Origin of the sequence: Streptomyces sp. NBC_00249 (assembly GCF_026342355.1) — a bacterium.
In the GTDB taxonomy this organism is placed as follows: domain Bacteria; phylum Actinomycetota; class Actinomycetes; order Streptomycetales; family Streptomycetaceae; genus Streptomyces.
Genome location: NZ_JAPEMV010000010.1, coordinates 295,706 through 317,050 on the forward strand (window position 1 = coordinate 295,706; position 21,345 = coordinate 317,050).

The window sequence follows — 21,345 nt, forward strand, 5'->3', positions numbered from 1 at the left end:
CTCCCTTACGGTCGTCGCATGGATGATCAGCGACGCCCTGCCCCCTCCATACGGGACTTCACGATCTGGGAGCCCCTCCTGCGACTCCTGCGGGAGAACCGCAAGGAAGACCTCGCCGTCCCCGGCGCCCGCATCGCGGGTTTCATCGGCCGGGGCGGCTGGAGCGTGCCCATGATCCGGCAGCTGCCGCCCCTCGGCCGGGCCGCCACGGTGGACGACCACCGGGCCGAGTACGACGCCGTGGAGCAGCTCCGCAACGCCCTGATCAAGGACGACATCGACAGCGTGTCGTTCGCGATGGAGATCGACCCGGCCGGCCGGACCACGCTCCACGTGATGGAGCCGGGTCCCGCCGTGGACCCCGGGATCGGCCCGCACCCGGGGTCGCTCCTGCTGGTCGAGGGCGCGCTCCCCGCGCCCTGGCACCGCCTCCCCGATCCGGCCTTCCCCGGGGTGACGGCCGCGCCGTCGGCGGATCCGGCCCTGCTGGAGCGGACGCTGCGCGAGCGGCTCCCCGAGGCCATCGGCGCCACGGAGGCCGAGATCGCCGCCGCCGAGGCCCGCCTCGGGCTCGCCCTGCCCGAGGAACTCAAGGCGCTCTACCGGGTGACGCGGGCCCGGTGGGCGGACTGGGCCGGGGACTACGAGGCGGCGCGCCGCCACTCCGAGGCGGTCCGCTGCGAACTGTTCGACCTGGAAGGCCTGTACGTCGCCGAGCCCGCGACCCGCGAATGCCCCTGGCAGTTCGCCGCGATGGACGTGGTCGAGGTGCGGCCCGACGCCGCCGTGCAGGGCCTGGTCGGCTCGCCCGGCTGGCTCGTCTTCGGGGACAACGGCGGCGGTGACCGGCTGGCCGTCGACCTGACGCCGGGCCCCCTCGGTCACATCGGGCAGGTCGTCATCCTCTCGCACGAGGAGAGCGTCGGCGCCGGGCTCGTCGCCGACTCCGTCACCGACATGGTGCTGGACCGGCCGTCCGAGGAGCCCCCTTCCCAGGGGTGGGTACGGCGCCCGGCCGCCGCCTGGGTCAACTCGTCCAGCCTGCGCAGCATCGAGGAAGCGGCCCACCCCGGGCTGGAGGTCCTGTCCGTCGGCGTGTGGGACGGCCCGCCGCTGCGCCTCGAGGCCCTGACGGAACTGCCGTTCCTGCGGACGCTCAGCGCCTACCCCGGCACGCTCGCCGACGTGTCGGAGATCTCCGGGCTGACCCGCCTGGAGTTCCTGGAACTCGCCCCGCAGGACTGGCGCGTCCTCCTCGACGCCGGGGCCGTCCCGCGCGGTCTGCTGGCCGCGTCCATCGAGGTCCGCCACGACGCCGACCCCCTGCCGGTGGTGGACCTCGCCAACGAGATCCTCGCCCTGTGGGACCGGCCCCCGATCGTGCGGACCGTCATCGAGGGCGATCTCGGTCCGGCGGCCTGAGGTCCGGCGGCCTGAGGAAGCGGCCCGGGGGCACGCAGGCTCCGGGCGACCGCGTGGCCGGGCGGGCTTTGGGCGGCGGGCCGGGGGTGCAGGTGGGCGCGCAGCCGTTCGCCGATGAGCGCGAGCCGGCTCTCCGCCTCGAACTCGTCGCCCGGCCGCGCGAGGGCGGTGTGCAGCTGCCCTACGCGCCTGCGCACGAGCGGGTCGGCGAGGTCCGGGCCGTCCACCGCCGCGCCGATGAGGCTCTCGTCGAGGAGGGTCGTGTCGAGGTGGAGCACCCGCTTGCGGAAGCCTCCGGCGGTGGCGGGCGAGCCGTTGTGCGGGACGTGCGGCGGGAGCAGGGTCACGGTGTCGCCGGGGGTGGCCCGCTCGTGGCGCTCCAGGTCGTAGCGGACGGCGCCGTCGTCGACGATCAGCAGGGTCCAGGTGTCGTGGACGTGCATGGGGTAGGCGTGCTCGGTGAAGTGGGCGTGGAAGACCTCCACGACACCCGCGACCGCCGGGCGCCAGGCCGAGGGCTGCTGCCGGGCCGCCGTCATGCAAGGAACGCACAAGACCACCCGCCGGCCCGCCCGGCAGTCTCGACCCATGACATCCGAGCACGAGAACGCGAACACGCACGAGAACACCCCGGTCCGCCTCGACACCAAGATCGCCGTCCTGCTCCGGGAGGACCTGGAGCCCTGGCAGCGGCTGAACGTGACCGCGTTCCTGGTCAGCGGCCTCGGCACGGCCGTGCCCGAGGTGATCGGCGAGCCGTACGAGGACGGCGACGGCACCGCCTACCTGCCGATGTTCCGCCAGCCGGTGCTGGTCTTCGAGGCGGCGAAGGAGACCCTGAGCACGGCCCACGGGCGCGCCCTGTCCCGTGCGCTGCCGATCGCCGTGTTCACCTCGGACCTCTTCGCGACGGGCAACGACCGCGACAACCGGGCGGCGGTCCGCGCGGTCGGCCGGGACCACCTCGACCTGGTGGGCCTGGCGGTGCACGGCCCCCGCAACGCGGTCGACAAGATCCTCAAGGGTGCGCGCATGCACCCGTGAGCTAACGACTGCGCAGGCTCACCACGCCGCGGACCAGCAGCCACAGCAGCGCGGCGTTGACCAGGGCCCCGGCCAGGACCGCACCGTAGAAGCCGAACCCCAGCCACAGGTCGGCCTGCTCCCCGACGGGCGGCAGGTCCGCGCCCGCGCTCCACTCGCCCGGGGACGGCGGCGGCCCCACCGGCAGCGGGACCGCCCCGTCCGGGCCCGGGCCGACGGGCGGCGGCTCCGGTCCGGTGTACGGGGGCTCGGTCTCCGGCTCTTCGAGCGCCTTCCCGGGCCCGGGCAGGAAGAGCCCCGCCGCCAGCAGGCTGACCGGCGCGGAGGCCAGGATCGGCCAGACGCCCGCGAACCCGGCGTCCCCCGTCCTGACCAGCACGTCCACCCACACCAGCAGCCCCACCACCACGGCCAGGTAGCCGCCCGGAATCCACACTTCGAGCCGTGACCGACGTCCTCGCACAGCACCCCCCGTTCGTCCGACAGCCAGTATCGGAACGGCCGGTCACGCCCACCTGAGTACGCCTACTCAGCCCACCCCTCCCACTCCTTGTGACCTGGATCACATCGCACCCGTGTCACATCCGGCCCCGCCCGGGTGTCACACGGGTGTACGCACCACAGGAACCACCCAAGGAGTGCACGTCATGGACGCTCGCCTGAACCTCTTCGACAACGCGGTCGCCACCAAGGCCCTGCGTCACTTCATCTCGGCGGGGAAGATCATCGGGGACTCGACGCTGCCCGCCGCGACGCAGGAGCTGGTGAAGCTCCGCGCCAGCCAGATCAACGGCTGCGGCTTCTGCACCGACATGCACAGCAAGGACGCGGCGCACGCCGGGGAGACCCCGCTGCGCCTCAACCTGGTCGCGGCCTGGCGGGAGGCCACGGTGTTCACCGAGGCCGAGCGCGCCGCGCTGGAACTGGCGGAGCAGGGCACCCGCATCGCCGACGCCGCCGGCGGCGTCACGGACGAGGCCTGGGCGCGGGCCGCCGAGCACTACGACGAGGACCAGCTCGGCGCACTGGTGTCGCTGATCGCCCTCATCAACGCCTTCAACCGGGTCAACGTCCTCGTCCGGCAGCCCGCCGGCGACTACCAGCCCGGCATGTTCGGCTGAGCCGTCGGGGGGATGCCTCCGTTGGTAGGGGTCTTATAGGCCGATCTGTTGATCTCGGCTCCGAAGCGCTCAAGATGCCGGGACTGCCGTCCGTAGCTCCCGGAGGAACTTCGAACTCGCGGCCGGAGCACCACCCGCGCCGGCCGCATTCCGTACCGAAGGAGCGCAGCATGAGTCGTGAGCAAGGGTCCAGATCGCCGTTCGGCCCCATCCCCCGCAACCGGTCGTGGATGGTCGGAGGCGCCTTGGCCTCGCTCTCCCTGGTGCTCGTAGGCGCGGCCAGCCCGGTCGTGGCATCGGTCACCCCGACCGTCGCGGTCGTGCGCCCGGCCACCCCGACCGACGGCGGTCATGACGACTGCGAGCCACAGGACGGGCCGCCGTGGGAAGAGCACGACGAGTACGAGGAGCCGCTGCACCACGGAATGCTGGAGAGGCACCCGAAGGCGGGCGGCGGCGACGGGCACGACGGCCCCGACGGGCCCCCGCACGGCGACAAGGGCGACTTCTGCCCGCCGTCCGACGTTACGGGTCCCACGGGCCCGGCCGGACCGACCGGCCCGACCGGCCCGAAGGGTGACACGGGCACCCAGGGTCCGACCGGCCCCGCCGGCGCAGACGGCGCGGACGGCACAGACGGCCTAACCGGACCCCAGGGCCCCACCGGCCCCGCCGGCGCAGACGGCGCGGACGGCACAGACGGCCTAACCGGACCCCAGGGCCCCACCGGCCCCGCAGGCGCAGACGGCGCGGACGGCACAGACGGCCTAACCGGACCCCAGGGCCCCACCGGCCCCGCAGGCGCAGACGGCGCGGACGGCACAGACGGCCTAACCGGACCCCAGGGCCCCACCGGCCCCGCAGGCACGGACGGCACGGACGGCACGAACGGCACGAACGGCACAGACGGCCTGACCGGACCCCAGGGCCCCACCGGCCCCGCAGGCACGGACGGCACAAACGGCACAGACGGCGTCACCGGACCCCAGGGCCCCACCGGCCCCGCAGGCACGGACGGCACAAACGGCACAGACGGCGTCACCGGACCCCAGGGCCCCACCGGCCCCGCAGGCGCGGACGGCGCGTGCTACGACATCGACACCTTTGCCCCCTCCGCCACCGAGGACTTCCAAGCGGCCCTCGTCAACGGCCGGGCCTTCGTGGGCAAGGCGCCCTCGCTGGGCGGGACCATCGTCTGGCAGGACCTCACCAACACCGTCGCGGGTCCGGGCACCAGCGACCCCGTGAACCCCGACTACCCGAGCGGGGTCTGCGGCATCGCGATCGAGGCCCAGAACAACAACGCGTACGTCAAGGTGGTGACGACGGACGGGACCGTGTGGCAGACGCACGGCACCACCACGGGCAACACGTTCGTCTGGAGCGAAGGCTGGGTCCAGCAGTCGACGCCCACCCCGGTCACCGCCATCCGCGGGAAGTTCAAGGGCGACATGAACCTGGCCACCGCGCCGAACAGCGTCCCGCCGGCCCTGCGCCGTTCGTGACGTAGTCCCTTCAGGTAGACCAGCGCGGCCCGGAGCACCGTCGGATCTCGATCCGGCCGAGGCTCCGGGCCGCTCCGGTGTCTCGCTCGGCCGCCTGGGCGGGGGTCACTTCGGGGCGACGGCCCCCGAGTCCGGCGACTGCATGAGTCCGGACGCGTCGACCGCCTCGAAGTCCGACCCCTTGAAGCCCTTGAGGGCGTCGAGCTGGGCGTTGTCCCAGCCGGGGTTCTCCTCGCCGGTGAGGTACCAGGCCGAGCCGTTGTCCGCGACGATCGCGCCGTACGTCTTGAGCGCCTCGGCGACGGCCTTGGCCTGCGGGGCGAGCCGCGAGGTGTCCACCGAGCCCTTGAGCCGCAGCCGCAGCCCCATGGGCGGCAGGGACGGGTCGGCGGCGGCGCCCGCCTGGTGCCGGGCGGGCCAGACGTAGCTCTGGTCGGAGCGGGGGACGGTCATGCGGATCGCGTGGTCGATCCGCCCGGCCGCCGCCTCGTCGTAGCGCACCAGACCGGGGAGGATGGCAAGGCCGGCGGCATCGGCCGAGGTCCATCCGTCGGGCCGCAGCCGGTTGCTCCGCAGGTCGAAGACCGCGCCGCCGCCCGCGTGCCAGGCGTTGCCGCCCTGCGGCTTCGCGTTCCAGAGCTCGTAGGACCGGCACAGGGCCTTGTCCCAGACGACGACGTGTCGGTCCTCGCTGCTCGCAGGGCCGTTCTCGATCTTCGCGTCCTGCGGGATCCGGTATCCGGACTTGTCGCTCTCCTCGGCGTAGTCGAGGGAGACCTTCGACTCCGGGACCTGCGCGGCGGGGACGGTGATGGGGATCCCGAAGGGTTTCCCGTCGATGAGCCCGGACCCGAAGTCCGGGTGCAGGGGCTCGGCGGCACCGATCGAGGCGACGTACCGGGCGGAGGCGGGGTGCACGGGGAGCCCGTCCACGGGTGCGTGCCAGAAGCTGTCCGACGGTGCGGTCGGGCAGGATCCGCCGCCCGGGGCCCGGACGGGGGACGGCGCGAGGGCGGACCCGGACAGCAGGCACACCACGGCGACGGCCACCATGCCCTTCATCCGTCCAGCGTAGGCGCGTTCCCGGCGGGGCGCGCTGCGGTGGGACGGGGGGTTCAGGCCACGCGGGCGGCGATGAGCTCGGCGACCTGCGCCGGAGCGACACCCGTCGTGTCGATCACCTCGGCTTCCCGGCTCAGCCAGGGGCGGGCCTCTTCGTAGGCGTCGAGGTGGTCCAGGCGCCACTGCCGGGCGCCGGTCTCCACGGTGTCCGTCTCGATCCGCCGGGCCAGGGTGTCCCGGTCCGCGTGCAGAACGAAGTGCCGGACCGGGACGCCCGCCTTCTCCAGCCCCGCGCGCATCTCGGCCCAGTACCGCTCGACCAGCACCGACTGGGGGACGACGAGCACGCCGCCGACGTAGTCGAGGACCTGGGAGGCGGTCTCCACGACCAGGGACCGCCAAGGGTCCCACTCCTGGAAGTCCTTGACCGGTACGGACTCCAGGACGTGCCGCAGCATGAAGCCGACGTACTCGGAGTCGAAGATCCTCGCCTGTGGAAGCCGCGGGACGAGCTCCTTCGAGGTGGTCGTCTTGCCCGCGCCGAAGGTCCCGTTCAACCAGATGATCATGCCGGTGAGCCTAGGTCCTGTCGTCAAACTCCCGTCTGCCCCGCGACGCCTGGCACGCGCTCTCGCCGCACCGGGCGAAAGCCCAGTACGTCCAGTACGCGGACTTCCGCCCGGCACGCCGAGAGCACGCACCAGACGCCGCGGGGCCGCCCTCCGGGCGACGACGGGAGTGTGACGACGGGCCCTAGGCCGCGTCCGCTTCGGGCGGGCAGTCGCGGCAGCGGCGGCCGGGTTCGGGGGACCGGAAGGCCCGTTCGCAGCCGTCGCAGTTGATGAGCGGATCCGGGCGCCGGTTCTGCGGGGCGGGCGCCGCGACGGGCATGTGCGGCGGGATCCCGGCGCGCAGCCGGTAGCCGATGACGGCGGCCGGGCTGCGCATGTCCGGGGGCAGCCCGGTGGCCAGCACGTGCCGTACCGAGTCCGGATCGGCGCCCCGGTCCAGCCAGGCGCTCACCCCGGGCGCGAGCTGGTGCACGTCCCGCTCGGAGAGCAGCAGCCGGGGATCGTCCCCACGCAGCCGGGCGAGCAGATCGAAGGCCTCTTGCCTGGCCGGCACATCCTGCCCCGCCGACACATCCGGCCCCGCCAAATCCAGCCCCGCCGGCGTTTGAGGCGCGGGTCCGGGCGGAGCCCGGTGCCCGGCGGAGCCGGGTTCCCTGGAGCTCCGCCCCAGCCCCCGCGCCTCAAACGCCGGCGGGGCTGGATGGTCCGGGCCTGACTCAGCCGCGGGCTGAGGGTCCTGCACGGGCTCAGGCGCGGGCTCCGAGCCCTGCACGGGCACGGACACCGGCTGCGGTACGGACTCCAGTGCGGGCGCGGGCGCGGGCCCGGGGTCCGGGTCGGGCTCCGGGTCGGGCTCCGGGTCGGGCTCCGGGTCCGGATCGGGCTCCGGCTCCGGGTCGGGCTCGGGGTCCGGGTGCCACAGCGGCGGGAGTTCCGGGGACGAGACCGGCTCCGGGGCGGGCTTGCGGCCCCTCGGAGAGGGCGGCGACGAGGGGCCACCCTTGGGCGGCCGGTTGTAGGACACCGTCCGCGTCACGAGGTGCCCCTCGGCGGTCCGTACACGGACCCGCTCCAGGTACCCGGCCGCCTCCAACTCCCGCAGGGCCGCCGCGATGCGGACCTCCCCCTCGGGGAACCGTTCGGCGAGCCGCTTGATGCCGATCTTGGCGCCGGTCGGCAGCGACTGGATGTACAGCGCGAGCCCGATCGCCACCAGCGACAACGTCCGGTGCTGGGCGAGGTGGTTGCCGACCACGACGTAGTGATCGACGTGCCGCACGTTGACGTGGACGACACCGGAAGGGATTGTCCCGCCGCGAAGACGGGACGACGCGCGCGAGCGCACGCTAGGGTTCTTGAAAGCCATTGGGAAGTCGTTGTCTTCCTCGTTGGTCAGGCCCTCGTCCGGGATGCCAGTCCCGGCGGGGGCCGTCTCAGGTCTGTTGTTGTGGGCCGAGCATATGCCCGGCAACCGCTCCCAAATCCAGCCCAGTTGGCACAGTTCACCCGTGTGAGTGAGCGGGGAGCCGGAGGGGTTCGGTGGGGTGGATTTAGCTCCCGTACTGGAGAGAAGTACATATCGCGGCGGACCGGGTCCCGGCCCACCACGTCACGGTCCGAGCGGTTCACCGGGCCCGTCCAGCTCCGCCCACACCACCTTCCACGGCGGCGGCCCCGTCTCCACCCCCCACCGGTCGGCGAGCGCGTCCACCAGTACCAGCCCCCGCCCGGCCTCCGCGTCCCCATCCGCGTCGCGGAGACACGGGACCCGGTCCCGGCAGGTGTCCACCACCTCGATCCGGAGCACCTTCCCGTCCAGCCCCAGCCCGACCTGGAAGCCGCGCCCCGCCACCCTCCCGTGCGTGACGGCATTGGCGGCGAGCTCCCCGACGATCAGCCCGGGCGCCTCGCCGGACAACCCCCAGGCGAGCACCTGCTCAACGGCGAGCAACCGGGCCTGCCGGGCCCCGCGGGGCGTGGCGGGCAGCCGGACGGCGAACTGGGCAGCGGAGTAACCGATTTGACTGTTCACGTCACTCAGCGTGGACCGTCATGCGTACCGTGGGAAGTGCCAACGCCCTCGCGTCCGGGGTTTGTCCCGCGCTTGTCTGGTGCTGTCCCGGCTGTCCTGGAAGTCGTACGGGCAGGGCGTGTTGAGACATTCGGTACGTCGGAGGTGGGCGCGCATGGGCGTGGACAGTGACGGTACGGAAGACGCCGGCTGGGAGATCGATCCCGAGGACGAGCAGGGAGCGGCGGTCCTGGCCGCGCTCGGCCGCCAGCTCAAGGCGTGGCGCGAGGAGGCGGGCATGCGGGCCGCCGACTTCGGCACGACCCTCGGGTACGGGGAGGCCCTGATCCGCAAGGTCGAGGCGGGGAAGCGCATCCCCCGCCCGGAGTACCTGGACAAGGCGGACGAGGTCCTGCACGCGGGCGGCAGGATCGCCGCGATGAAGGAGGACATGGAACAGGTCCGCTACCCGAAGAAGGTCCGCGACCTGGCGAAGCTGGAGTCCAAAGCGGTCGAGCTGTCCGCCTACCGCAGTCACAACATCCACGGCCTGTTGCAGACGGACGACTACGCACGGGCTCTGTTCCAGATGTGGCAGCCGCCGCAGACAAATGCGGAGGTCGAACGTGGACTGGCCGGCCGGATGTCCCGCCAGTCGATCTTCGACCGCGAGCCCGCACCCGCCCTCTGCTTCGTCCAGGAAGAGGTAACTCTTCGACGCCGCATCGGGGGGACAATGGTGATGCGTGGCCAGCTCGAACGCTTGCTTGAGGTCGCCGAGTTGCGACACGTCACGATCCAGGTCATGCCTACCGATCTCGAAGAGCACGCCGGGATGGGCGGGTTGATCCAAGTCCTGAAGTTCGCGGACGGATCGGCTGTCGGGCGCTCCGAGGGGGCGTTCAACGGTCGACCCGTCTCCGATCCCAGGCGACTCCGGATACTGGAGCATTGCCATGCCATGATCCGGTCCCAGGCGCTCACGCCCCGGGAGTCCGTAGCATTCATCGAGCAAGTGCTGGGAGAGACATGATCCAGAACTCCGAACTGGAGTGGTTCAAGAGCAGCTACAGCGACAGCGGCGACATCAACGACTGCGTCGAAGTGGCCCACTCCTGGTTCAAGAGCAGCTACAGCGACAGCAGCGACGGAAACGACTGCGTCGAGGTGGCGAACACTCCCGCCACGGTCCACGTCCGGGACTCCAAGGACACCGCCCTCCCCCACCTCACCTTCGCCCCCCACGCCTGGACGGGGTTCCTTGCTGCACAATGACCCCTGCGCAAGCAGGCGTTGACGTGCAGCAGGGGGCGGACGGATGCAGGCGGGGGAGCAGCTCGCAGGGCGGTACCGGCTCGACGTGCGGCTCGGGCAGGGCGGGATCGGCGAGGTCTGGCGGGGGTTCGACGTCGAGCTCGGCCGGGCCGTGGCCGTGAAGGTGCTGCTGGAGTTCGACGCGTCGGAGGAGCTGCTGCGCCGGTTCCGCCGTGAGGCGGCGATCGGCGCACGGCTCCAGCACCCCGGGATCACCGTCGTCCACGACATCGGGCAGCACGACAACCGGCTGTTCATCGTCATGGAGCTGCTGGAGGGCGAAGACCTCGCGCATCTCCTCGCCCGCTCCCCGCACGGCCTCCCGCAGGGCACCGCGCTCGGGCTCGCCCTCCAGGCGGCGGAGGCGCTGACGGCCGCGCACGCGCAGAAGGTGGTGCACCGGGACCTCAAGCCCGCGAACCTCTTCCTCCTCACCGACGGCGGCCGCCTGAAGATCTGCGACTTCGGCATAGCCCGCACCGCCGACTCCACCGGCGGACTGACCGTCACGGGCAGGGTGTTCGGGACCCCGTCCTACATGGCGCCCGAGCAGTGGCGCGGCGAACACGTCGACGCGCGGTGCGACCTGTACGCCCTGGGGTGCGTGCTGTTCGCCCTGCTGACGGGGGAGCCGCCGTTCCCCGGTGCCGAGCAGGCGGTGTGGGTGCTGATGCGGCGGCACCTGGACGAGACTCCCCCGGTGCTGGACGGCGTACCGCCCGCCCTCGCGGAGCTGGTGGCTTCGCTGCTGGCCAAGGACCCCGCCGCCCGCCCCGACGCCCCGGCCACCGCCGATCGCCTCCGTGCGCTGCTCGCCCCGGCCCCGGCGCCCGCGCCCCCGCCGCCCGTGCAGCCCGCGACGCTGACGGCCGTACCCACCCCCGTACGCCGCCCCGGCCCGAGCCGTCGTACGGTCCTGCTCGGCGGGCTCGGCGTCGTGGCCGCCGCGTCCGGGGGCGCGTACGCCGTCCAGCGGTTCAGCGGCGGGGGCGGGGAACGCCCGCCGTTCCGACTGCTGTCCGTCCTGAAGGGGCACACCGCCTCGGTGGAGTCCGTCGCCTTCAGCCCCGACGGCAAGACCCTCGCCAGCGCCGGCGGAGACCGCACGATCCGCCTCTGGAACGTCGCCGACGGAACCCCCACCGCCGCCCTCACGGCCGAGGACCCCATCCGGGCGATAGCGTTCCGCAGGGACGGGAAGACACTCGCGAGCTGCGGCCCGAACGCGCCCGTCCTGCTCTGGGACGTCCCGAAGGGCTCGATCACCAAGACCCTCACGGAGCGCGGGGGGCAGATCCGGTCAGTGGCCTTCAGCCCCGACGGCGCCACCCTCGCCACCGCCGGGGAGGGCAAGGGCATCGTCCTGTGGAACGCCGCCTCCCACGTCTACTCGGCCAGCCTGGACGGGCACCCCAGCGGGGTGTCGTCGATGGCGTTCAGCCGCGACGGCGGGACCCTCGTCAGCGGGGGCAGCGACCGGACCGTCCGCGTCTGGGACATCGCCACCCGCTCCCCCGCCAGCAAGCACATCGTGATGCGCCTGCCCGGCGACGTCACCTCGGTGGCCTTCGCCCCCGACGGCAAGACCCTCGCCGGCGGCAGCCTCGGCACCGGCATGGGCGTCGGTACCGGTACCCACTACGCGGCCGGGGGCGCCGACACCAGCGCCCAGGGCGGGCCCGGCGGCGGCCAGGTCAGCCTGTGCGACCTGGCGACGGGAACCGTCACGGGCGCCATCACCGCGCTGGAGGCCAACGTCGCCTCGGTCGCCTTCAGGCCCGACGGGAAGCTGCTCGCGGTCGGCTGCTGGGACAACACCGTGCTGCTGCGCAACACCTCCGGCGGCTTCGGCACCACCCGCCTCACCGGACACACCAGCCCCGTGTGGTCGGTGGCGTTCAGCCCCGACGGCACGCTCCTGGCCAGCGCGAGCGGCGACGGAACCGTCCGCTTGTGGAAGGCGTCCTGACCTGCGGCACACCGAGGTGAGGACGAACACGGCATGACGAGGCATCTGCGCGAGGACATCGACCTGCCCCAGGACCGGGGCTGTCTGCGGTGGGTGCTCGGGGTGCCGCTCGTCCTGCTCTACCTGCCCGCCGCGTACCTCTGCTACATCGCCCTCGCCATGACCCCGGACGGGCCGCCCTCCCCCTACGACCCGGAGCGCGACACCATCCGGCTCACGGCCGGGATGAGCATCGGCCTGTGCCTCGTAGGGCTGTTGCTCACCGCCGTGCCCGTCTTCCATCGCACCATGGGCCGCTGGTGGTACGCGGGCCCCTTCCTCCTCGCGGCCATCGCGTACGTCCGCGCGCAGACGGCCTGAACCGCGACGGCCCGGGACGCACCGCAGCCCCCGCCCGGACGGGGGCGGGGGCTGCGGAGTGCGGAGACGGGCGTCAGGCGGCGACGGCGACCGGGGTGCGGTCGGCGGCGGCCAGGTCGTCCAGCGGGGAGGACGAGGCGGTGGCGTAGGCCTCCTTGTCCAGGATCCCTTCCCGGGCGGCGACGATGACCGGGACGACGGCCTGGCCGGCCACGTTGGTGGCGGTGCGCATCATGTCCAGGATCGGGTCGATCGCCATCAGCAGGCCGACGCCGGCCAGCGGCAGGCCCAGCGTGGAGAGGGTCAGGGTCAGCATGACGGTCGCGCCGGTCAGACCGGCCGTGGCGGCGGAGCCGACCACCGAGACGAACGCGATGAGCAGGTACTCCTTGATGCCCAGCTGCACGTCGAAGATGTTCGCGATGAAGATCGCGGCGAGGGCCGGGTAGATCGCGGCGCAGCCGTCCATCTTGGTCGTGGCGCCGAACGGGACGGCGAAGGAGGCGTACTCCTTCGGGACGCCGAGGCGCTCGGTGACCTTCTGGGTGACCGGCATGGTGCCGACGGAGGAGCGGGAGACGAAGGCCAGCTGGATCGCGGGCCAGGCGCCCTTGAAGAACTGGACGGGGTTGACCTTGGCGACGGTGGCGAGCAGCAGCGGGTACACGCCGAACATCACCAGGGCGCAGCCGATGTAGATGTCGGCGGTGAAGGTGGCGTACTTGCCGATGAGGTCCCAGCCGTAGCTGGCGATGGCGGTGCCGATGAGGCCGACGGTGCCGATCGGGGCGAGGCGGATGACCCACCACAGGGCCTTCTGGAGGAGCTCCAGGACGGATTCGGCGAGGTTCAGGACGGGCTGGGCCTTGCTGCCGAGCTGGAGGGCGGCGATGCCCGCGACGGCGGCGAGGAAGACGATCTGGAGCACGTTCAGCTCGGTGAACGGCGTGATGATGTCCTTCGGCACGATGCCGGTCAGGAAGTCGATCCAGGAGCCGTGCCGCTTGGGCTCCTTGCCGTCGGCCGGGGTGAGGCCGGTGCCGGAGCCCGGGTCGGTGAGCAGGCCGAGGGCGAGGCCGATGCCGACCGCGATCAGCGAGGTGATCATGAACCAGAGCAGCGTGCGCGAGGCCAGCCGGGCGGCGTTGTTCACCTTCCGGAGGTTGGTGATGGACACCAGGATCGCGAAGAACACGAGCGGGGCGACGGCCAGCTTGAGGAGCTGGATGAAGATGTCGCCGACCTGTTCGAGGGTGGTCTTGAGCCAGCTGATGTCCTGGCTGCGGGCGAGCCAGCCGAACAGGACGCCGAGCACGAGACCGGTGACGATCTGGGCCCAGAACGGGAACTTGAGGGAGGCCTTGGCGGGGGCCTGGGCCTGGGGGGTCGCGGACACGGACACTCTCCGGGGGTGACGCACGGGTGTACGGCGGAAGGTTTCTGCAAAGGGCGTTCTGCAAAGGTGCGGTGCGGCAGCAGCCGGAAAGGGGCCGGGCCGGCCGGGGACCGCTGCTGTTTCGGTTCAGCTCAACGCGGTGAGGTGATCAGGCGCAACAGCAACAGGCCGCGGACACGCGGCGGCAGAGGTCGACGTGCAGGCGCTCCACGAGCGGGAGGCTCGCGGTCATCGGGTGCGCAACTGTGGTCAACATGTTGAACACGCTAACACTTCTCCTTTGAGAATCTCAAAGGCATTCTTTGATCCAGAAGCATGCGCGACCCCGGCGACCTGCCTCCGAAAACGCCGAAGCCCCAGCGTGACCGGGGGTATTCCCGGCGCCGGGGCGGTTCGGTGTGTGAGGAAGCTAACCAGGCGGTGGTCAGGCCACGCGGGCGGAGTCGTCGGCCGCGTCCTCCTGGGAGCGGTTCGCGGCGAGCTTCTGCTTCGCACCCGCGACGCGTCCGGAGATCTGCTCGGACATCTGGTCGCGCTGCTTGCGCAGCAGGATGAAGGACAGCGGGGCGGACAGCACGAGCGCCAGCAGCACGACCCAGGCGCCGTTGGCGTCACCGATCCCGGCGGGCACCCAGCGCAGCCGGACGAGCCCGGCGACGAGGACCAGGCATCCGACGAAGATGCCCAGGCGCATCGCGGTGTAGCGGATCGTCGCGCTCGGCTTGAGGGACACGGTGACCCCTTCTCTCTCGTCGTCTACGGCGGCACGTGCCCCTCCAGTGAAGCACGCCGGACCCCGGCGGCGGCCCAGCGGGGTCAGTGCAGCGGCAGCAGCATCGTGATGTCGTCGCGGTCGTCGCCGGGGGCCACGCGGACGCCGTCGGGGACCCGGCCGACCTCCTTGTAGCCGCAGGAGGCGTAGAAGTCCTCCAGGCCCATGCCGCCCCGGCAGGAGAGCCGGATCGCCTCGACGCCGCCGATCGTGCGCGCGTGTTCGGCGGAGGCGGCCAGCAGCTCGCGGCCGTAGCCGCGGCCCTGGTGGCGGGGGTGGACCATCACGGTGTACAGCCAGATCCAGTGGGTCATCAGGCGGTGCTGGTTGAGCCCGAGGAAGGAGACGGCGGCGAGGGCGCCCTCCTCGTCGCGGCCCATGAGGAGCCGCATCCGGCCGTCGGAGACCATGCCGACCTGTGTGAGGAGCTGCGGGCGGATGTCGTCCGGGACGACCGGCGGGACGAAGCCCACGGCGCCGCCGGCGTTGGTGACCTCCGTCCACAGGTCGAGGATCTCCTCGTACAGGGCCGGGCCGACCTTCGGGTCCATCACGAAAGTAAGGGTCATAGCCGAAGAGTATCTATTACCTGCCCGGTGGCGCCAGCACGAGAACGCCCCGGTCCGCGCTGCGGACCGGGGCGTGCGTACGTCAGATGCCGCGGCGCGTCAGAGGCGCATCGCCTGCGGGGTCTCGCGCAGGTCCGCGTCCGGGCCGGGGTACTCGCGGATGATCTCGTAGCGCGTGTTGCGCTCGACCGGGCGGAAGCCCGCCTCGCGGATCAGCTCGAGCAGGTCCTCGCGGCCCAGCTTGTTCGGGGTGCCGTAGTTGTCGGCGTCGTGCGTGATCTTGTACTCGACCACCGAGCCGTCCATGTCGTCCGCGCCGTGCTGCAGCGCGAGCTGGGCGGTCTGCACGCCGTGCATCACCCAGAAGACCTTGACGTGCGGCACGTTGTCGAACAGGAGGCGCGAGACCGCGAAGGTCTTCAGCGCCTCGGCGCCGGTGGCCATCGTCGTCCGCGCCTGGAGCTTGTTGCGGACCTTGCCGTCCTTCATGTCCACGAAGTCGTGCTGGTAGCGCAGCGGGATGAAGACCTGGAAACCGCCGGTCTCGTCCTGGAGCTCGCGCAGCCGCAGCACGTGGTCCACGCGGTGGCGCGGCTCCTCGATGTGCCCGTAGAGCATCGTCGCCGGGGTCTTGAGACCCTTCTCGTGCGCCAGACGGTGGATGCGCGACCAGTCTTCCCAGTGGGTGCGGTGGTCGACGATGTGCTGGCGGACCTCCCAGTCGAAGATCTCCGCGCCGCCGCCGGTGAGCGACTCGAGGCCGGCCTCGATCAGCTCGTCCAGGATCTCGGACGCCGAGAGACCGGAGATCGTCTCGAAGTGGTGGATCTCGGTGGCGGTGAACGCCTTCAGCGAGACGCTCGGCAGCGCCTCCTTCAGGGCGGAGAGCGAGCGCGGGTAGTACCGCCACGGCAGGGTGGGGTGCAGGCCGTTGACGATGTGCAGCTCGGTGAGGTTCTCGTTCTCCATGGCCTTGGCCAGGCGGACGGCTTCCTCGATGCGCATCGTGTACGCGTCCTTCTCGCCCGGCTTGCGCTGGAAGGAGCAGTACGCACAGGAGGCGGTGCACACGTTGGTCATGTTGAGGTGACGGTTGACGTTGAAGTGGACGACGTCGCCGTTCTTGCGCGTGCGCACCTCGTGGGCGAGGCCGCCCAGCCACGCCAGGTCGTCCGACTCGTAGAGGGCGATGCCGTCCTCCCGGGTCAGCCGCTCGCCGGAGCGGACCTTCTCCTCCAGCTCACGCTTGAGCCCAGCGTCCATGCCGGATTCTCCTCTGTCGCCTCTGTGTCCCGACCTGCGTGCAGTGTGCAACCGCCACCCAACCGTACTCTCAGCCCTCTTCGGGCAGCGCCCCGACCCGGTTCTCCCACTTGGTGGAGAGCACGATCGTGGTGCGGGTCCGGGAGACGCCCTTGGTGCTGGACAGCTTGCGGATGATCCGCTCCAGGCCGTCCACGTCGCCGGCGCGGACCTTGAGCATGTAGGAGTCGTCGCCCGCGATGAACCAGCAGTCCTCGATCTCGGTGAGGTCGCGCAGCCTGCGCGCCACGTCCTCGTGGTCCGCGGCGTCGGAGAGGGAGATGCCGATCAGCGCCGTGACGCCCATGCCGAGCGAGGCCGAGTCCACGGTCGCGCGGTAGCCGGTGATCACACCCGCCGTCTCCAGGCGGTTGATGCGGTCGGTGACGCTGGGGCCGGAGAGGCCCACGAGACGGCCCAGCTCCGCGTACGAGGCACGACCGTTCTCACGAAGTGCCTGGATGAGCTGCCTGTCCACCGTGTCCATTACGTGGAGCCTTCCATTATTCGGCGTTCCTGCAAGTCTAGGTATAGAATCTAAGGCACACAGGGTCAACACCCTGTGAATCTTTCAACAGATCAATGACGATCTTCAGGAGTGGTTCACCGTGTACACGATCGAGATGGCCTACGCGCACATGCGACAGCTCCAGGAGCTGGCCAACCGATCCCGCACCGACCAGCCCGCCGCCGCCCACCGCGTCGACAAGACCCGCAAGCCGCGCATCGGCAAGAAGCGCTAGGCCCGGGCCCCGGCTCAGCCACGGGGGCGGGCGCTGCCAAGCTCCCCCTCCCAACGGCGGTACAGCCCGTGCGGCACCCCTGCCGCGTCGAGCACCCGCCCCGCGACGAAGTCCACGAGGTCCTGGATGTGCGTCGCACCCGCGTAGAACGCCGGAGAGGCGGGCAGCACCACGGCGCCCGCCTCGTCCAGCGCCACCAGATGCTTGAGCGTCTGCCCGTTCAGCGGGGTCTCCCGCACCGCGACCACCAGCCGGCGCCGCTCCTTGAGCGTCACGCTCGCGACGCGCTGGAGCAGGTCCTTCGACAGTCCGAGCGCCACCCCGGCCACGCACGCCGTGGACGCCGGGACGATCAGCATCCCCTTCACCGCGTACGAGCCCGAACTCGGCCCGGCCGCCAGGTCCCCCGCGCCCCAGTACCGCACGTCGTCCAGCCCGGGCACCTCGAAGGTCCCCGGCTTGCCGTCGGCGCCCCGGCCCAGCCACTCCGTCAGATCGGCCCGCCAGTGCGCGTCGCGGAAGGCGATCCCGGTCTCGTCCAGCAGAGTGAGCCGCGAGGCCCGACTGACCACCAGGTCCACGCTCTCGCCCGCCGCCAGCAGACCCCGGATCACCGAAGCCGCGTACGGCGTCCCGGACGCCCCGGAAACCCCGACCACCCACGGGGTGCGCTTGCGCTCAGTCATACCTCCGAGACTATCCGGCCACGGCACGGAGGCACTCGGTGAGGGGACCGCCCGTCCCAGGGGCTGGGACAGGGCCCTCCCGACCGCGGACCGGCCCTCCGGTCAGCTGGCGGCGGAGGGGTCCACGGGCAGGGTGCGGGTGTCGAGCGTCAGCTTGCCGATGCCCGTCTCTAAGAGCCTGCAGCCGGGCGCCGGAGGCATGTCCGTCCCGCTCCCGTCCCGCCGGGTTACAGGCTGAACCCCCGTACGAACAGGTCCATGAGGGTGGCGAGGAAGAGGCAGATGCCGATCACGCCGTTGACCGTGAAGAACGCGCGGTTCAGGCGGGACAGGTCGTGCGGGGTCACGATGCTGTGCTCGTAGAGGAAGGCGCAGACCACGATCAGCAGGCCCGCCCAGAAGAAGATCCCCGCGTCCGTCGCGACGGCGTACCAGGCCAGCAGGGCCGTCGTCACGACGTGCGCGCCGCGCGCCCCCCACAGGGCGGCGGGGATGCCGAAGCGGGCCGGGACCGAGCGGACGCCCTCCGCGCGGTCGGCCGCCACGTCCTGGCAGCCGAAGATCAGGTCGAAGCCGCCGATCCACACGCCCACCGCGAGGCCCAGGATCACCGCGTCCCAGGACCACTCACCGGTGATCGCCAGCCAGGCCCCGACCGGGCCCATCGCCTGGGCGAGGCCCAGGATGGCGTGCGGGAAGTCCGTGAACCGCTTGCCGTACGGGTAGACCACCATCGGGACGACGGCGATCGGCGCCAGCATCAGGCACAGCGGGTTCAGCAGGGCGGCCGAGCCGAGGAAGACCACGAGCGCGATCCCGGCCCCGGTCCAGGCGGAGCGCACCGACACCGCGCCGGTGACGAGCTCGCGCCCGGCGGTGCGGGGGTTGCGGGAGTCGATCTCCCGGTCGATGATCCGGTTCGCGGCCATCGCGAAGGTCCGCAGGCCGACCATGCAGACGGTGACGAGCAGCAGCTCGCCCCAGTGCATGCGCCGGTCGAGCTGGAACATGGCGGTGAGCGCGGCGATGTAGGCGAAGGGCAGAGCGAAGACCGAGTGCTCGATCATCACGAGCCGCAGGAACGCCTTCACCCTGCCGCCGGCCTGCGGCGCGGGCCCGGACCCGAGGACTCCCTCGGCGGCCGATGTCATCCGAGGGACCTCCGGAACTGTTCGAGCTCGGCGCGCAGGTCCGTGAGGGCCTGCGGCCCGATCTCCACCTCGAGGGCGGGCGTGCCCTCGGACGGCGGGGGGACGACGGAGGCCAGGAAGGCGAAGCCCTCGCCCGCGGGGCGGCCGTCCAGGCGCAGCACGTCGTGCGCGGACACCGTCAGCACCAGCGAGAACTCGGCGTCCGGGTCGGCGGTCGCGGCGAGCAGCCGCTCGGCGAAGGCGCCGGCCTCGGCGTCGGTCAGGTCGTTGAGGGCGATCTCGCGGCCCTCGCCGTCCGTGCGGTCGGCGATCAGCTGCCACAGGTCGGACGGTCCGGCGAACTCCTCGGGGGTGACCCCGGCGCGCTCGGCGGCCTCCTTCACCTCCGGCTGGGCCGGGTCGATCGTCGGGCGTACGAGAGCGACGCAGGGGGTGTCGCTGCCGATGAAGAGGGCGGGGCCGCCCACGGCGATGGGGCTCACAGTCCGTACTCCTTCCAGCGGCGGTCCACGAGGGCCGCCGTCGCGGGGTCGGACTCCACCATGTCGGGCCAGCCCCCGTCGCGCGTGTAGCCCTCCTCCGGCAGTTTCTTCGTGGCGTCGATGCCGGCCTTGCCGCCCCAGAACTGCTGGTACGAGGCGTGGTCCAGATGGTCGACCGGTCCCTCGACGACGGTGAGGTCGCGGGAGTAGTCGGTGTTGCCCAGCGCCCGCCAGGACACCTCGTGCAGGTCGTGGACGTCGCAGTCCTTGTCCACCACGATGATCAGCTTGGTCAGCGACATCATGTGGGCGCCCCAGATGGCGTGCATGACCTTCTGCGCGTGCTTGGGGTACTTCTTGTCGATCGAGACGATCGCGCAGTTGTGGAAGCCGCCCGACTCCGGCAGGTGGTAGTCCACGATGTCCGGGACGATGATCTTGAGCAGGGGCAGGAAGAAGCGTTCCGTCGCGCGGCCCAGCGGGCCGTCCTCGGTCGGCGGCCGGCCGACGACGATCGACTGGAGCAGCGGGCGCTTGCGCATCGTCACGCAGTCGATCTTCAGCGCGGGGAAGGGTTCCTGCGGGGTGTAGAAGCCGGTGTGGTCGCCGAAGGGGCCCTCGGGGAGCATCTCGCCGGGCTCCAGCCAGCCTTCGATGACGACCTCGGCGTTGGCCGGGACCTGGAGCGGGACCGTCTTGCAGTCGACCATCTCGATGCGCTTGCCCGCGACGAACCCGGCGAAGAGGTACTCGTCGATGTCGCCCGGCAGCGGCGCGGTGGAGGCGTAGGTCACGGCGGGCGGGCAGCCGAAGGCGATGGCGACCGGCAGCCGCTCGCCGCGCGCGGCGGCGACCGCGTAGTGGTTGCGGCTGTCCTTGTGGATCTGCCAGTGCATGCCGATGGTGCGCTTGTCGTGGCGCTGGAGGCGGTAGAGGCCCAGGTTGCGCACGCCCGTCTCGGGGTGCTTGGTGTGGGTGAGGCCCAGGTTGAAGAAGTCGCCGCCGTCCTTGGGCCAGGTGAAGAGCGCCGGCAGCTGGTCCAGGTCGACGTCGTCCCCGGTGAGGACGACCTCCTGGACGGGCGCGGACTCGCCCTTCACCTTCTTCGGCGGGACGTGCACCATCGAGCCGAGCTTCCCGAAGGCCTCGCGGACCCCGATGAAGCCCTGCGGCAGCTCGGGCTTGAGCAGCCCGCCGATCTTCTCGCTGATCTCGGCGTACGACTTGAGGCCCAGGGCCTTCAGCAGGCGCCGGTCGGTCCCGAAGACGTTCATGGCCAGCGGCATCGCCGAGCCCCGGACGTTCTCGAACAGCAGGGCCGGGCCGCCCGCCTTGTTCACTCTGTCGACGATCTCCCCGACCTCCAGGTACGGGTCGACTTCGGCCTTGATGCGCTTGAGGTCGCCCTCCCGCTCCAGAGCCCGGAGCAGCGAGCGGAGATCGTCGTAAGCCATGGGGCCAAGTATCCGTCACCAACTACCCTGGAGATGTCACCGGGCCCCGCGTGGGCCCGCCGCCACTGCCCGGGAGTCGGTCCCACACCGTGCTGCGCTATCTGCCGTTCCTGCTGATCATCGCGCTGACCATCTACGCCTTCATCGACTGCCTGAACACCCCGGAGGAAGAGGTCAAGCACCTCCCCAAGGCGGTCTGGGTGTTCATCATCCTGCTCTTCACGATCGTCGGCCCGGTGGTCTGGCTCTTCGCGGGCAAGCAGCGGACGGCGGCCGGCGGCGGTTACGGCGGGGGCGGCGGCCGGAGCCGCCGGACGCAGTGGGTGGCGCCCGACGACAACCCGGAGTTCCTGAAGTCCCTGCGCGACGAGCAGGAGGACAAGAAGGACGGGGAGAAGGACAAGGAGTAG

General features: G+C 71.6%; 24 protein-coding genes and 1 pseudogene. 10 read left to right on the top strand and 15 right to left on the bottom strand.

Features of this window, described 5'->3' with window-relative positions:
- Positions 1-18 precede the first annotated feature (18 nt).
- Positions 19-1,422 carry an SMI1/KNR4 family protein gene (locus OOK31_RS35155; RefSeq protein WP_267091461.1) on the top strand — a complete coding sequence of 468 codons (1,404 nt, stop codon included), beginning with the start codon at positions 19-21 and terminating at the stop codon, positions 1,420-1,422.
- 80 nt (positions 1,423-1,502) lie between these two features.
- Here OOK31_RS35155 and OOK31_RS35160 read toward each other — a convergent pair.
- Positions 1,503-1,961: pseudogene (locus tag OOK31_RS35160) on the bottom strand (AraC family ligand binding domain-containing protein); the annotation flags it as partial.
- Positions 1,962-2,010: 49 nt separating this feature from the next.
- Between OOK31_RS35160 and OOK31_RS35165 the strand changes: the two are divergent.
- On the top strand, positions 2,011-2,466 hold the full coding sequence (locus OOK31_RS35165) for a DUF2000 domain-containing protein (protein WP_267091462.1): 456 nt from the start codon (positions 2,011-2,013) through the stop codon (positions 2,464-2,466).
- Between the two features lies 1 nt (position 2,467).
- Here OOK31_RS35165 and OOK31_RS35170 read toward each other — a convergent pair whose 3' ends face one another.
- On the bottom strand, positions 2,468-2,929 hold the full coding sequence (locus OOK31_RS35170; protein ID WP_267091463.1) for an SCO4225 family membrane protein: 462 nt from the start codon (positions 2,927-2,929) through the stop codon (positions 2,468-2,470).
- 184 nt (positions 2,930-3,113) lie between these two features.
- On the opposite strand from OOK31_RS35170, the gene OOK31_RS35175 reads away from it, so the two are divergent.
- Both OOK31_RS35175 and OOK31_RS39485 read left to right on the top strand, forming a co-directional pair.
- On the top strand, positions 3,114-3,587 hold the full coding sequence (locus tag OOK31_RS35175) for a carboxymuconolactone decarboxylase family protein (protein WP_267091464.1): 474 nt from the start codon (positions 3,114-3,116) through the stop codon (positions 3,585-3,587).
- Positions 3,588-3,757: 170 nt separating this feature from the next.
- Positions 3,758-5,092, top strand: coding sequence for a hypothetical protein (locus OOK31_RS39485; protein WP_323188289.1), 1,335 nt, complete (start codon positions 3,758-3,760; stop codon positions 5,090-5,092).
- A 105-nt stretch (positions 5,093-5,197) separates the two neighbouring features.
- Here the strand turns inward: OOK31_RS39485 and OOK31_RS35185 are convergent, their stop codons facing one another.
- The 4 genes from OOK31_RS35185 to OOK31_RS35200 all read right to left on the bottom strand — a co-directional run bounded on the left by OOK31_RS35185 (position 5,198) and on the right by OOK31_RS35200 (position 8,758).
- Positions 5,198-6,154, bottom strand: coding sequence for a hypothetical protein (locus tag OOK31_RS35185; RefSeq protein WP_267091465.1), 957 nt, complete (start codon positions 6,152-6,154; stop codon positions 5,198-5,200).
- 53 nt (positions 6,155-6,207) lie between these two features.
- Positions 6,208-6,723, bottom strand: a complete 516-nt coding sequence (locus OOK31_RS35190; RefSeq protein ID WP_267091466.1) for an AAA family ATPase — start codon at positions 6,721-6,723, stop codon at positions 6,208-6,210.
- A gap of 184 nt (positions 6,724-6,907) precedes the next feature.
- A complete protein-coding gene (locus OOK31_RS35195) occupies positions 6,908-8,005 on the bottom strand; it encodes a helix-turn-helix domain-containing protein (protein ID WP_323188290.1) in 1,098 nt (365 codons plus the stop codon).
- A 330-nt stretch (positions 8,006-8,335) separates the two neighbouring features.
- Positions 8,336-8,758 carry an ATP-binding protein gene (locus OOK31_RS35200; protein WP_323188291.1) on the bottom strand — a complete coding sequence of 141 codons (423 nt, stop codon included), beginning with the start codon at positions 8,756-8,758 and terminating at the stop codon, positions 8,336-8,338.
- Between the two features lie 154 nt (positions 8,759-8,912).
- Here OOK31_RS35200 and OOK31_RS35205 point away from each other — a divergent pair, with 154 nt between their 5' ends.
- From OOK31_RS35205 to OOK31_RS35220, 4 genes are read left to right on the top strand one after another with little or no spacing between them, the layout of a single operon-like run.
- Entirely contained in the window at positions 8,913-9,770 is an 858-nt protein-coding gene (locus OOK31_RS35205) for a helix-turn-helix transcriptional regulator (RefSeq protein WP_267091468.1), read from the top strand.
- Complete coding sequence (locus tag OOK31_RS35210; protein ID WP_267091469.1) at positions 9,767-10,012, top strand: DUF397 domain-containing protein; 246 nt, start codon at positions 9,767-9,769, stop codon at positions 10,010-10,012. Before OOK31_RS35205 ends, OOK31_RS35210 begins: the two co-directional genes overlap by 4 nt.
- 43 nt (positions 10,013-10,055) lie before the next feature.
- Complete coding sequence (locus tag OOK31_RS35215) at positions 10,056-12,020, top strand: WD40 repeat domain-containing serine/threonine protein kinase (protein ID WP_267091470.1); 1,965 nt, start codon at positions 10,056-10,058, stop codon at positions 12,018-12,020.
- Between the two features lie 33 nt (positions 12,021-12,053).
- Positions 12,054-12,380: a hypothetical protein gene (locus OOK31_RS35220; protein WP_267091471.1), complete on the top strand. Its 327-nt coding sequence runs from the start codon at positions 12,054-12,056 to the stop codon at positions 12,378-12,380.
- Positions 12,381-12,453: 73 nt separating this feature from the next.
- Here OOK31_RS35220 and OOK31_RS35225 read toward each other — a convergent pair whose 3' ends face one another.
- The 5 genes from OOK31_RS35225 to OOK31_RS35245 form a co-directional block, all read right to left on the bottom strand.
- A complete protein-coding gene (locus tag OOK31_RS35225) occupies positions 12,454-13,776 on the bottom strand; it encodes a dicarboxylate/amino acid:cation symporter (RefSeq protein ID WP_267091472.1) in 1,323 nt (440 codons plus the stop codon).
- Between the two features lie 424 nt (positions 13,777-14,200).
- On the bottom strand, positions 14,201-14,509 hold the full coding sequence (locus OOK31_RS35230; RefSeq protein WP_267091473.1) for a DUF4229 domain-containing protein: 309 nt from the start codon (positions 14,507-14,509) through the stop codon (positions 14,201-14,203).
- A gap of 83 nt (positions 14,510-14,592) precedes the next feature.
- Complete coding sequence (locus OOK31_RS35235) at positions 14,593-15,117, bottom strand: GNAT family N-acetyltransferase (protein ID WP_267091474.1); 525 nt, start codon at positions 15,115-15,117, stop codon at positions 14,593-14,595.
- A 99-nt stretch (positions 15,118-15,216) separates the two neighbouring features.
- Complete coding sequence (gene mqnE / locus OOK31_RS35240; protein ID WP_267091475.1) at positions 15,217-16,380, bottom strand: aminofutalosine synthase MqnE; 1,164 nt, start codon at positions 16,378-16,380, stop codon at positions 15,217-15,219.
- Positions 16,381-16,450: 70 nt separating this feature from the next.
- Positions 16,451-16,906: an Lrp/AsnC family transcriptional regulator gene (locus OOK31_RS35245; RefSeq protein ID WP_267091476.1), complete on the bottom strand. Its 456-nt coding sequence runs from the start codon at positions 16,904-16,906 to the stop codon at positions 16,451-16,453.
- Between the two features lie 121 nt (positions 16,907-17,027).
- Here OOK31_RS35245 and OOK31_RS35250 point away from each other — a divergent pair, with 121 nt between their 5' ends.
- Entirely contained in the window at positions 17,028-17,162 is a 135-nt protein-coding gene (locus OOK31_RS35250) for a hypothetical protein (protein WP_267091477.1), read from the top strand.
- Between the two features lie 14 nt (positions 17,163-17,176).
- Here OOK31_RS35250 and OOK31_RS35255 read toward each other — a convergent pair whose 3' ends face one another.
- From OOK31_RS35255 to OOK31_RS35270, 4 genes are all read right to left on the bottom strand, one after another.
- On the bottom strand, positions 17,177-17,848 hold the full coding sequence (locus tag OOK31_RS35255; protein ID WP_267091478.1) for a UbiX family flavin prenyltransferase: 672 nt from the start codon (positions 17,846-17,848) through the stop codon (positions 17,177-17,179).
- A gap of 227 nt (positions 17,849-18,075) precedes the next feature.
- Entirely contained in the window at positions 18,076-18,999 is a 924-nt protein-coding gene (gene mqnP / locus OOK31_RS35260) for a menaquinone biosynthesis prenyltransferase MqnP (protein WP_267091479.1), read from the bottom strand.
- On the bottom strand, positions 18,996-19,481 hold the full coding sequence (locus OOK31_RS35265) for a hypothetical protein (RefSeq protein WP_267091480.1): 486 nt from the start codon (positions 19,479-19,481) through the stop codon (positions 18,996-18,998). The genes mqnP and OOK31_RS35265 overlap by 4 nt, the downstream gene beginning before the upstream one ends.
- Positions 19,478-20,935 (bottom strand): menaquinone biosynthesis decarboxylase, encoded by a 1,458-nt coding sequence (locus OOK31_RS35270; RefSeq protein ID WP_267091481.1) that lies wholly within the window; start codon positions 20,933-20,935, stop codon positions 19,478-19,480. The genes OOK31_RS35265 and OOK31_RS35270 overlap by 4 nt, the downstream gene beginning before the upstream one ends.
- An 89-nt stretch (positions 20,936-21,024) precedes the next feature.
- Between OOK31_RS35270 and OOK31_RS35275 the strand changes: the two genes are divergently transcribed.
- Entirely contained in the window at positions 21,025-21,345 is a 321-nt protein-coding gene (locus OOK31_RS35275; RefSeq protein ID WP_267091482.1) for a PLD nuclease N-terminal domain-containing protein, read from the top strand.

Excerpts from the sequence above, each read along its gene's own strand:
- OOK31_RS35155 (WP_267091461.1), top strand. The coding sequence starts at position 19 with ATGGATGATCAGCGACGCCCTGCCCCCTCCATACGGGACTTCACGATC.
- OOK31_RS35165 (WP_267091462.1), top strand. The coding sequence starts at position 2,011 with ATGACATCCGAGCACGAGAACGCGAACACGCACGAGAACACCCCGGTC.
- OOK31_RS35175 (WP_267091464.1), top strand. The coding sequence starts at position 3,114 with ATGGACGCTCGCCTGAACCTCTTCGACAACGCGGTCGCCACCAAGGCC.
- OOK31_RS39485 (WP_323188289.1), top strand. The coding sequence starts at position 3,758 with ATGAGTCGTGAGCAAGGGTCCAGATCGCCGTTCGGCCCCATCCCCCGC.
- OOK31_RS35185 (WP_267091465.1), bottom strand. The coding sequence starts at position 6,154 with ATGAAGGGCATGGTGGCCGTCGCCGTGGTGTGCCTGCTGTCCGGGTCC.
- OOK31_RS35190 (WP_267091466.1), bottom strand. The coding sequence starts at position 6,723 with ATGATCATCTGGTTGAACGGGACCTTCGGCGCGGGCAAGACGACCACC.
- OOK31_RS35205 (WP_267091468.1), top strand. The coding sequence starts at position 8,913 with ATGGGCGTGGACAGTGACGGTACGGAAGACGCCGGCTGGGAGATCGAT.
- OOK31_RS35210 (WP_267091469.1), top strand. The coding sequence starts at position 9,767 with ATGATCCAGAACTCCGAACTGGAGTGGTTCAAGAGCAGCTACAGCGAC.
- OOK31_RS35215 (WP_267091470.1), top strand. The coding sequence starts at position 10,056 with ATGCAGGCGGGGGAGCAGCTCGCAGGGCGGTACCGGCTCGACGTGCGG.
- OOK31_RS35220 (WP_267091471.1), top strand. The coding sequence starts at position 12,054 with ATGACGAGGCATCTGCGCGAGGACATCGACCTGCCCCAGGACCGGGGC.
- OOK31_RS35235 (WP_267091474.1), bottom strand. The coding sequence starts at position 15,117 with ATGACCCTTACTTTCGTGATGGACCCGAAGGTCGGCCCGGCCCTGTAC.
- mqnE (WP_267091475.1), bottom strand. The coding sequence starts at position 16,380 with ATGGACGCTGGGCTCAAGCGTGAGCTGGAGGAGAAGGTCCGCTCCGGC.
- OOK31_RS35245 (WP_267091476.1), bottom strand. The coding sequence starts at position 16,906 with ATGGACACGGTGGACAGGCAGCTCATCCAGGCACTTCGTGAGAACGGT.
- OOK31_RS35255 (WP_267091478.1), bottom strand. The coding sequence starts at position 17,848 with ATGACTGAGCGCAAGCGCACCCCGTGGGTGGTCGGGGTTTCCGGGGCG.
- mqnP (WP_267091479.1), bottom strand. The coding sequence starts at position 18,999 with ATGACATCGGCCGCCGAGGGAGTCCTCGGGTCCGGGCCCGCGCCGCAG.
- OOK31_RS35270 (WP_267091481.1), bottom strand. The coding sequence starts at position 20,935 with ATGGCTTACGACGATCTCCGCTCGCTGCTCCGGGCTCTGGAGCGGGAG.